Source organism: Butyrivibrio sp. XPD2006, from assembly GCF_000420865.1.
Lineage (GTDB): Bacteria > Bacillota > Clostridia > Lachnospirales > Lachnospiraceae > Butyrivibrio.
In genome coordinates this window covers 1-11,075 of sequence record NZ_ATVT01000002.1, presented here as the reverse complement: position 1 = coordinate 11,075, position 11,075 = coordinate 1, and the positions used below count along the sequence as shown (strand labels likewise).

Annotated in this window: 3 protein-coding genes and 1 pseudogene; all 4 read left to right on the top strand. The window is 45.7% G+C overall.

Going from position 1 to position 11,075, the window contains the following annotated elements; genetic code table 11:
* The first annotated feature begins 11 nt into the window (after positions 1-11).
* The gene (locus tag G590_RS0102065; RefSeq protein WP_022764013.1) at positions 12-1,460 is read left to right on the top strand and encodes a response regulator transcription factor; all 1,449 of its coding nucleotides are present in this window, start codon (positions 12-14) and stop codon (positions 1,458-1,460) included.
* Between the two features lie 122 nt (positions 1,461-1,582).
* A complete protein-coding gene (locus G590_RS0102060) occupies positions 1,583-6,922 on the top strand; it encodes a glycoside hydrolase family 16 protein (RefSeq protein ID WP_022764012.1) in 5,340 nt (1,779 codons plus the stop codon).
* A 309-nt stretch (positions 6,923-7,231) separates the two neighbouring features.
* Positions 7,232-10,684 (top strand): glycosyl hydrolase 53 family protein, encoded by a 3,453-nt coding sequence (locus G590_RS20300; RefSeq protein WP_022764011.1) that lies wholly within the window; start codon positions 7,232-7,234, stop codon positions 10,682-10,684.
* A 177-nt stretch (positions 10,685-10,861) separates the two neighbouring features.
* A pseudogene (locus tag G590_RS18075) lies at positions 10,862-11,075 on the top strand (IS5/IS1182 family transposase); the annotation flags it as partial.

Genomic DNA, 11,075 nt, shown 5'->3' with positions numbered 1-11,075 from the left:
GGAGTCTTTTTATGCGTAAGGTTTTGGTAGTTGAAGATGAAAAACTCATAAGACAGGGAATTGCCACCATGATAAAAAGGTGCGGAGTTCCGGTGGAGGAAGTAATAGAATGTGCCAATGGACTGCAGGCGCTGGATGTCCTTAAGGAGCAGACAATCGATGTAATGTTTACAGACATCAGAATGCCCAAGATGAACGGTATCGAGCTGGTGCAGGCAATGAAACAGTTTAACAATCCGCCACTGTCTGTTGCTGTCAGCGGATATGATGATTTCACCTATGCAGTGGAGATGATGAGGCAGGGCGTAAGGGAATACATCCTTAAGCCTGTCGAAAGGGATAAGCTCAGGGCTATCATGGAGAAGCTCGATGCTGAGATCAGTCAGAAGCTGGAGGATGAAAAAAAAACTGAGAACGCAGCCAGACATCTCATAAAGTATCTGCTTATGGATGATGAAGCTTCTGACAGCGAGCTTGAGCTTATCAGCAAGAATATCAGGGATACGGCCGGGGATTCTTTTTACTGCCTCATCGCCGCAGGAAGTGACCCGCTGATGCCCATCCTTGATGATCAGAGTGCGATATCTGGTCCTGACGGCATGGAGATCTTCATACTTGGAAAAGAGAAGATTGAGGAACTTAAGTCAGAGGAGGAAATCAGCTCTTTTGCCGGATTAAGTGATATCTGCACTGATTCAAAAGAGCTAAAGAGGGCCTATAAAGAAGCGCTGGCAAGAAGAGAGAGAGCATTTACCCGCAAAGTGTCATTGTTCTCTGATGACAGGGTGAGTCCGGTAGCGGAGTCATTTTTGGAGAACGGGAAAAGACTCTGTGAAAAAGAAGCTGTATCTGCAAGAGTTCAGCTTATCGGAACCAGCAGAAGAGACGACCTTGAAAAGGAGTGGAACGGATTTTTTACAGCTGCTGAGAGAGGTCATATTACGGCTGAGGATTTCAGAAGGGCCATGCAGGAGTTTGCTGCTGAATATCTGAAGGTATATCAGAAGGAAGCAGACGGTGAGCTTTTAATGCCACTATCATTCCTGACAATAGATGATTACAGGCAGTGCTTCATGGATTTTGCGCTGAGAGCGTCCAGAGAGCAACAGCAGCCTGATAGTGCCGATCAGACCAGGCAGAAGATACAGGAAGCGATCAGATATATCAATGATAACTATAAGACTGATATCAACATGGCAGTGGTTTCAAATGAAGTATCAATGAACTACTCGCTTTTTTCATCGGCCTTCAAAAACTATACCGGAACAAACTTTGTGGGATTTGTAAGAGATTTAAGAATCGGTGAAGCCAAAAAACTGCTTGCGACAACACCGCTTAAGGTGAACGAAATTTCCGCAAGAGTCGGGTATGACAACGAGAAACATTTCATGAAGAGCTTTAAGGCAATCGTCGGTGTTTCACCCAGTGAATACAGGAAAAACATGGGATCGGACAACTGAGCAACCTGTCGAAAAACAGTATAAAAATTTTGCACCTCTCTAAAAAATGAGACCTTAAACGTTATCGGGGAAAATGAGATAATGTTGATAACATTTGGGGACATTTTTAGGGAGGTGTTTTAATGAAGAAAAAATTGTTGTCCACAAGGAAACGGAATTATAAGACAAGGATGGCCATGGCACTGGCATTTGCACTCACTTTGTCGCTTTCGTCTCCTACGCTGACAGGGATTGCGGCTTATGCAGCACAAGTACCGGTCAATGAAGAATTGGCTATACCCTTCGGCCAGATGGCGGAGTACGATGCAGAGCAGGGCATAGGGGTCGTATGGGGAGATGCCGGATACGAGCTGTATACTGTGACAATCTCATGTGAAGCAAATGGCTATGAACAGGTATATGCTGATCAGACCTTGGGATATCACTGGTATCCTGACAGCTATGCTGCAGGGGAATATCTCATTGAGATCCAGGGAAAGCAAGGCGATGAGTTGTCAAATTCATGCACAGCTACAGTAACTGTTGCAGGTGATGCAGCTTCAGACGGATCAGGACAGGAAGAACCCGTTGAAGGCGGAACTGGCGAAAGCGAAACCGGCGAAGGAGAGCAGGTTCAGGGGATAAATGTTCTCGAAAAGGGAAATTGGGATTTCTGGACAGGTGAAGGCGGAGCCGGAGAGCTTACAGACAAAGGGAATGGCGATGTTGACGTCAGAGTTGATGCAACCGGATGGCAGAACTTCGCTGTTCAGTACACACATGCGCTGAATCTCGTAGAGGGTGAGACCTATCATCTTACCGGCGATTTTTACTGCGATGAGGATGCGGTTGTATTCATCAACGTACAGGAAAGTGTGGGCTGGAGTTCCATACTCAGTGAGAGTCCGTACAGACTTGAGATCAAAGCAGGGGAAGTGGCTCACCTTGACATCACAACAAATGCAGCCGGCGCAAACTTTGCAGAAAACGGCAAGCTTGCTTTTATGTTCGGTGATGGAACCGGGAATGCGGGTAAGACAATCACAGTTTCCAACATAGGCCTTTATGGTGCTTATGTAGAACCTGAAACAAACGAAGGCGGCGAAGGCAGCGAAGGAGAAGCAGAAACTCCTGAACTTCCGGGTTCCATGGAAGCAGCGTTTACTCTTGATAATGTGAACAACGAGCTTACAAAGAATGCCTGGGATTTCTGGACCGGAGAAGGCGGAGCAGGTACTTTCAGCACTAACGATGACGGTGCAGGTGTTGTTAAGATTGATGCCGAGGGAGGCCAGCAATGGGCAGTTCAGCTTCCACAGGCTTTAAATCTTACAGAAGGAAAGACCTACAAGCTCAGCGGGGATTTCTACAGTGAAGAAGACGCTGTAGTACTCATAAACATTCAGGAGACACTTGGATGGTATTCAATCATAGAAGGCAATCCATACAGGCTTGAGCTTAAAGGCGGAGAAGTAACTCATCTGAACGTTACTACTTCAGCAGCTACAGCTAATTTTGAGTCAGCAGGTAAGATTGCGCTCATGTTCGGAAACGGAACAGGCAATGCAGGCAAGACTGTTACGATCGCAAATCTGGCCCTGATTGATACTGATGCTGCAGAAGTAGGTAATGGCGGAGAGGTTTCAGGTGACAACCTCCTTACAGCAGACGGATGGGATTTCTGGACCGGAGAAGGTGGTGCAGGAAGTATTACAGATAAGGGTAACGGCGATGCTGATGTAAAGGTGGATGCAGAAGGCGGACAGGTATATGCTGTTCAGTACACACATCTTCTGAATCTGGCTGAGGGTGAAACCTATACTCTTGAAGGTGATTTCTACTGTGAAGATGATGCGAAGGTATTTGTAAATCTTCAGGAGAGTCTCAGTTGGGCCTCAATTCTTGATCCAAGTCCTTATACACTGGATATCAAGGGTGGAGAGACTACTCATCTTGAGCTTCATACAGCAGCTGCAACAGCTAATTTTGTAACTGATGGAAAGCTTGCACTTATGTTTGGAAACGGTTCAGGCAATGCCGGCAAGACCATCACAGTTACAAATATGAGCCTTAAGGCAGATGGCAAGGTTCCATCAGGCGGATCTGCCGAAAAAGGAAACGAATATGACTTTAACAATCCTGAAAACGATACATACAACTACGCAGATCCCGGCACATCAAAAGACGGATATGACCTGATCTGGGCAGATGAGTTTGACGGTAATTATGAGGGAGGAAATGTAGACGAGAGCACAGGTCTTAACCTGGATAACTGGTATCCTCAGTGGGGCGACGGTTCAACAGACTGTGGCAATACCGGATGGGGTAACAGAGAGCTTCAGTGCTACACAGGAAACAGCAAGAACATCGGTGTAAACGAAGACCTTTCAGGTGACGGAGTTGGCGACGGCGTTCTCAGGATCACAGCAGCATATGAACCCGGATATGTTTATGCGGGTGAGAGTGCCAAGAATTACACATCTGCAAGACTTCGCACAACAAAAGGAACTGAAGCACTCTTTAGCACAACCTACGGATACGTAGAGGCAAGAATGTCACTTCCTCAGACAGCAGGAGCATGGCCTGCATTCTGGATGCTTCCACAGAGCAACGATATCTACGGAAACTGGCCTGTATCAGGTGAGATCGATATCATGGAAACCTGTGGTGCATTTAAGAATGAGAAAGACAATATCGCATGTGGAACACTTCACTGGGGCGTTCCAAGCCACACCTATAAAGGAAGCGGATATGTAGATCTCTTTTCACCTTATACATACTTCCACACCTATGCTATTGACTGGAAGCCCGGCGAGATCACATGGTACTATGATGGCGTTGCAATAAATACACTCAGCACATGGGAGAGCGCAATCTCAGGAGCATCTTCATCTCTTGGATTTGATGCACCATTTGATATGCCTTTCCATATGCTCCTTAACCTTGCTGTAGATAGCGGACAGTTTGGCGGCGGTGTTAATGCTGCTGCTTTCCATGATGATATCAATATGTACGTCGATTACGTACGTGTTTATCAGAGATCTGACGGCTATGCTGACAGCGTAACCAGAGCAGCATCAGGTGCAGGCAATGAGAACTGGGCTGACCTTGCAGGAATCAACCAGATCACAGAGATCAAGTCTGACAATATCGAGACTTGTGTCGGCGGCGGAATGGATGATGCAGCAGCTGAGATGGATAAGTGGTATCTCTCATATCAGAATGATGCAACTGATGCAAAGATTGCTCCTTACAAGGATGCAGACGGCAAAGACTGGGCTAAGGTTACAGTTAATACGCCGGGTAGCAATGACTACTCAGTTCAGCTGATCGGTCACTACAATGCAAAGAAGGGATATGTCTACAAGGTATCCTTCGATGCATACGGAACAGGTTCTATCCTTGGCAAGGAAGTTAACTGTGATGCTAAGGAATGGAAGGGATGGAGTGCATACGGTATCCAGACCTTTAAGCTGACAAACACACCTTCAAAGTATTCTTATGTATTCCAGCAGACAGAAGATTTTGACAGATGCAGAATTGAGTTTAACCTCGGTGCAAGAGGATCAGGAGATGTTTACGTATCAAATGTAAAGGTTGAGATCGTTGATCCTGAGGAAATCGGAAGCAGCAGCGAAGGACCAAGAGAGCCTCTTGCAAACGGTAACATTATTTACAACGGATCCTTTGATCAGGGTGACCTCCATCTGGGATTCTGGAATGCTACAAACGGCACAACAGTGGTTGTTCCAAGATTCACAACACAGGCTCTTAAGGATGGCGATAAGTCTGTAGTAGATGTTGCTTCAAAGACAAACTATGAGAACATCGATGGCGGCGTTAAGTTCTATGAGAGACGTGCGCAGATCAGCTCAGAGAACGGCAAGTCACCTGCTGTATATCAGCCGGGACTCAATCTTAAGGCTGATAACTACACTGTAAAATTCGATATGTTCAGCGCAGAGGATACAGTTGTTAAGGCATCTGTTTATTCACTTGAGATGAACGGCGATGCAGTTGCTCTTGGAAAAGAGCTTGGATCAGCCGCAGCTTCTTATAGCAAAGACAGCGGTGTAAGAACATATACACTTACATTTGCTACTAAGGAAGATGCTGAAAATGCAGCACTGGTTCTTACATTTGGTAAAGGTGCAGGTGTTCAACTCGACAATGTATTCATGAAGGGTGAGAATCAGGCATCAGCAGTTGATGAGTATCCGCTCAATAATGAATCCGGCTACAGAGGAGACAATGGTAGCGGCGGTGAGATCGCACTTGAAACTGCAGACGGCGTTGTGACCATGGCAGGTATCGTAAGCGGTGGAACATGGTACACACCTCAGCTTGCAAGCAGTGACTTCAAGCTTGTAGCAGGACAGACATATAAACTCAGCTTTGACTATAAGCTTACAGGAAATTCAAATAATACATTCCAGTACATCATCCAGGAAAACGGCGGAAGCTGGCATGTATATGACGGCAGTGAAAAGACAGTAACATATGATCCGGCAAACGGCGAGTTCAACAGCTACGAGAGAGTATTTACTGCAGACACAACAATCGACGGTGTTCACCTTAACTTCGGATTTGGTAACAGTGCAGCAGCAGGAGATCTCGCATTCAGCTTCAAGAATGCAAGGATTGATCTTGTTAAAGGCTCTGATGGCGGAACAGGATCTAATGATGCTGAAGATGTCGATGATGATAACTTTGACGTAGATACAGGAAAAGAGCCGGGAAAAGAGCCTGTAACTGAGCCTGTAACTGAGCCGGTAAATGGCGGCGAAACAGGCGATAACGAAAATAATAACGAGCCCGGAGAAGGCACAGAGACCGGATCGGGAAATGAAGGACATTCAGGCAGCGGCAACGGATCTGAGCAGGGAACAACACCGGGTGGTTCAGGATCGGGACAGCCTTCAGGTGGAAACACATCAGGTGGAAGCTCATCATCTGATTCAGGCAGCAGCTCATCCGGATCGGGAAGCAGTTCATCAGATTCCGGCAGCACATCTTCTCAGCCTGCAAACGGTGGAGGATCTGTTCTTGGAGCAGGAAGAGCAAATGAAACAGCACCGGCAGCAAGCCAGAGCGGTACTACAGTGGCATCAGCCGGTAAAGCAGCATCTGCATCAGCTTCAAAGAGCAGTAAATCAAACAGCTCTTCAAAGTCTTCAAATAACTCTGAGACAACTACTACAGAGCCTGAGACAGTTGGTACAGTAGAGACTGCACCTGCAGAAGATACAAAGGAGACACCTGCTGTAGAAGAAGCTGTAACAGATAACACGGATAATACACAGACTACAGAGACAGTTACTGATAACACCAAAACTATAGAAGAGAACAAGACAGCTATTTCAGATAAGCCAGCAAGCGGCGGTATTTCCGATGTTCTCAAATATGTGCTCCTTGGAGTACTTGGTGTTGCTGTAGTAGGTGGCGCAGCAGCATATACATTTTTCGTAAGAAAAAGAGTTTAAGAATACAGAAAACGGCCGGTGAAAATGCAGCTGCTGTAAAAATCGTCAAAATCACCAATAAAATAGCCAAAAATTGCGCTTTGTTGCGCATCAGTAAACATGCGGATTTTATGAGAAATTTACAATTTTTTGTGCCTTAAATTGTACTTAGGTGTGAATTGAATTAAGGGAACCCATGGACTAGGATAGTCTATGGGTTCTCTTTTTTATGCTATTACCAACGGTTGCTCATGGTTTTAGGTTTGCGCAAAAAAGTTGCGCAATAGGGTGTGGCAGAGAACTATACAATCATTAGTCGGGAGGAAAACTATGAAGGGGAAAACGTTCAAAAGGTCGTTGTCAGCAGTGCTGATGATGGCTATGGTACTGGGGAATTCTTCAGGTATGACTGCATATGCAGAGACCGGAGAAGACAGCGAAGTAAAAACTGTTCAAAATGAAGAAATAACTCTGGCCAACTCAGATATGTCTTTTGACATATGGGGAGACGATGCCGGATGGAAGGTTGATGTTGATGACTGGGACAGTACAGGCGCCAGCATCAAGTCTTTCACTTACTCTTCGGATGAGTGGATGAACAAGCCGTCCGATGAATCAGATAACGGAGTGAACTTCTGGTTTGGAAACGGAGACGGAGTTCTTACTTTTTCACAGGATGCAGAGCTGGAGGCAGGTGACTATACACTTTCTGCTGAGGCTATGGGCGAAGGTGCAGACTTTTATGTAAGTGCTGCCGACACAGATGGTGAAAAGACATCTCTGACGGGATATAACAACTGGCTTACAGGAAGTCTTGATTTTAGCGTGGAGGAGAATACTAAGAACGTTACAATAAAGGCCGTGTTTGATGTTGCCAAAGATGGTTGGGGATATCTTAACAACGTCAGGCTTGTTAAAAAGATCGAAGATTCATCAGATGAAGAGAGTAGTAGTGATGAAAAAACTGATGATGAGAACACAGAAAATGCAAACACCGGTGATGTAAATTCCGGTGAGACAGAATGGAAAGCAACCACTCTTGTTTCCAACGGAGATTTTGAGAGCGGCGATGCTTCTTCATGGAATGTGGAGATGGCAGATGCTGATGGTGACAGTGTCGGAACACTGGTCAAGACCGATCAGTGGGCAACAGGAAATGCCACCAATTTCTTAAATTACTGGAATAACGGTTCTGAGAGTAAAGCTCTTTTACTGAGTCAGGCTCTTACCTCTGTTCCTGCAGGAACCTACAAGCTTTCAATTGATCTTGAAGGTGCTGATGCAGAGACCGGTCTTATCCTGAAGGCTGAAGACAGTCAGGGACAGGAGCTTGTAAAACTTGAACTTGGCGCAACCAAGGGATGGAACAATTGGTACAGCCTTGAGAGTGATGAGTTTAAGCTTTCCGAAGAAAGCGATGTGACAGTGACAATTTCAGGAGATGTTCCCGGATCATACTGGGGAGATATTGATAATGTAAGTCTCCTTACTCTTTCTGCCAAGGAAGAGGATACTTCTGTGGAAGCTCCCATCTATGTTGAGAAGGTGACAGCAGCAGACGTGGACTTTATTACCGGTGTTGATGTAAGTTCATATGTTTCAGAGAAGAACAGCGGTGTTAAGTTCTATGACTTTGATGGCAATGAATTATCGGATCAGGGATTCTTTGATTTCCTCTCTGATTGTGGCGTCAACTATGTAAGGATCCGTGTATGGAATGATCCGACTGACGGAAACGGCAATTCCTACGGCGGCGGAAATTGTGATCTGGAAGTTGCGAGAAAGATAGGCGTATGGGCATCAAATGCAGGAATGAAAGTTCTTATAGACTTCCATTACTCTGATTTCTGGGCAGATCCCGGCAAACAGACAGCTCCGAAGTCCATGGCGTCCATGAGTATTGATGAAAAGGCAGAGGCGATAGAGACATTTACGAAAGAGAGCCTTGAAAGCCTTATAGACAGCGGCGTGAATGTCGGTATGGTTCAGATTGGCAACGAGACCAACAACGGCGTTGCGGGAGAGAGCAGTTGGGCAAATATGGCCAAAATCTTCTCGGCAGGAAGCAAGGCTGTAAGGACTGTTGCTTCTGCGAAAGATAAGCAGATCCTTGTAGCTGTTCACTTCACAAACCCTGAGACTAGCGGAAGGTATGCAGGATATGCAGCTAACCTTGATAAGTATGAAGTTGATTACGATGTGTTCGCTTCTTCATATTATCCATACTGGCATGGAACTCTGGATAATTTAAGTTCTGTTCTGTCAAATATTGCAAACACCTATGACAAGATGGTAATGGTGGCTGAGACGTCATACCTTCACACCTGGGAAGATGGCGACGGCCATGGAAATACAGAGTACGAAGGCAAATCGGGAGATGCCTACAACTATGATATCTCAGTTCAGGGACAGGCAAACTCAGTAAGAGCGGTAGTTAATACTGTTGCAAATACCAAGAACGGTATCGGTGTATTTTACTGGGAGCCTGCATGGATCCCTGTTCAGGTTTATGACAAGGATGCAGAGAACGCAGCAGAGATTCTTGCTCAGAACAAGCAGATATGGGAGACATACGGAAGCGGCTGGGCAAGCTCTTTTGCAGGAGCATATGACAAGGATGCAGGGGATTGGTACGGCGGATCCGCAGTTGATAATGAAGCTTGGTTTGACTTCTCGGGACATCCGCTTGATTCTGCGAGGATCTACAACTATATAAGAACCGGAGCTACAGCACCTATAGTGGTTACATCCGTAAAGGCAGATGCAGTTACAGTAGAAGTGGGACAGGACGTGAATCTTCCGGATGTGGCAACCGTTACTTATTCTGATGGTACGTCAAAAGAGCTTACGGTTACCTGGAATGAAGAAGAACTGGCAAATGCGGTTTCTGCAGGAATCGGTTCTTATGAGATCGGCGGAAGTGTTTCTGTAAATGAAGATGAGACTGCAGATGTAAAGTGTACACTTACGATTAACCCTGTAAATAATCTGAAAAACCCCGGATTTGAAGATGACGATATGACCATGTGGACCATAACGGATGCTAATTCCTGCGTTGGACGACAAGCTGATTCAAGCAATGTCCGCACCGGTTCATATTGCCTCAAGTTCTGGGATGACGCAGATATTGATTATACTGCAGAGCAGACAGTTACTCTTGATGCAGGTATTTACAAGCTTGGAACATATATTGAAGGTGGAGATGCAGGTGATGCTCCTGAGTTTCTGCTTTATGCCAAAGTTTCAGGCGGAGAGCAATACTCTACTGAGACCGGCGTCACAGGTTGGCAGAACTGGGCTAATCCTGAAGTTGCGGATATTACTGTAACTAAGGACGACACAAAGGTTGTTGTCGGAGTCAGTGTAAAGGCTTCAGCCGGTGCCTGGGGAGCATGGGATGACTTCTACTTATACAGGACAGGAGATACTACGGCAATTGAGCCGGAAGACCCTGAGAATCCGGAAGAACCGGGAAATCCTGAGAATCCTGAGGAACCTGGAAATCCGGAAGAACCTGGAAATCCGGAAGAACCTGGAAATCCCGATGACCCGGGAAATTCGGGAGAGATTGATAATCCAAATACTCCTGACAATCCGGAAACTCCCGACACACCTGATGACCCGGGTACCGGTGAACCAGGCGGTGATGAACCAAACGGCAATGACAGTGGTCACATTGTGGTGATTCCCACGGTCAAGATCATAACCGCGGTTATAAAATCTGTTACCAGGACACTTTCAACAGTAGCTAAGGTTATCAGTAGAATATTCAGATGGTTTTAAAGAATGATAAAAGGCTGAATCCGGTAGGGTTCAGCCTTTTCAGACTGTAGACAAAGTCCACGGCATTCGCCGTGGATTTTTCTTTGTAAAAGTGTCATGAACCCAGTATTTATCTGGGATTGAGGCACTTTTTCTGGTATAATAGAAGTATCAAAGTTGGGAATGGGGATTGCCTTTATGATGACTTCTAATACCGAAAGAAAACGCGAACAGATGCAGTTTGTGAGCATGGATGACCTGGTTCCCCAGGACCACATGCTACGTCTTATCGATAAAGCCATTGACTGGTCATTTATATATGACCTTGTTGAAGATAAGTATTCATCCGACATGGGCAGGCCCAGCATGGATCCTGTCACTCTCATAAAAATCCCATTCATTCAGTATTTAT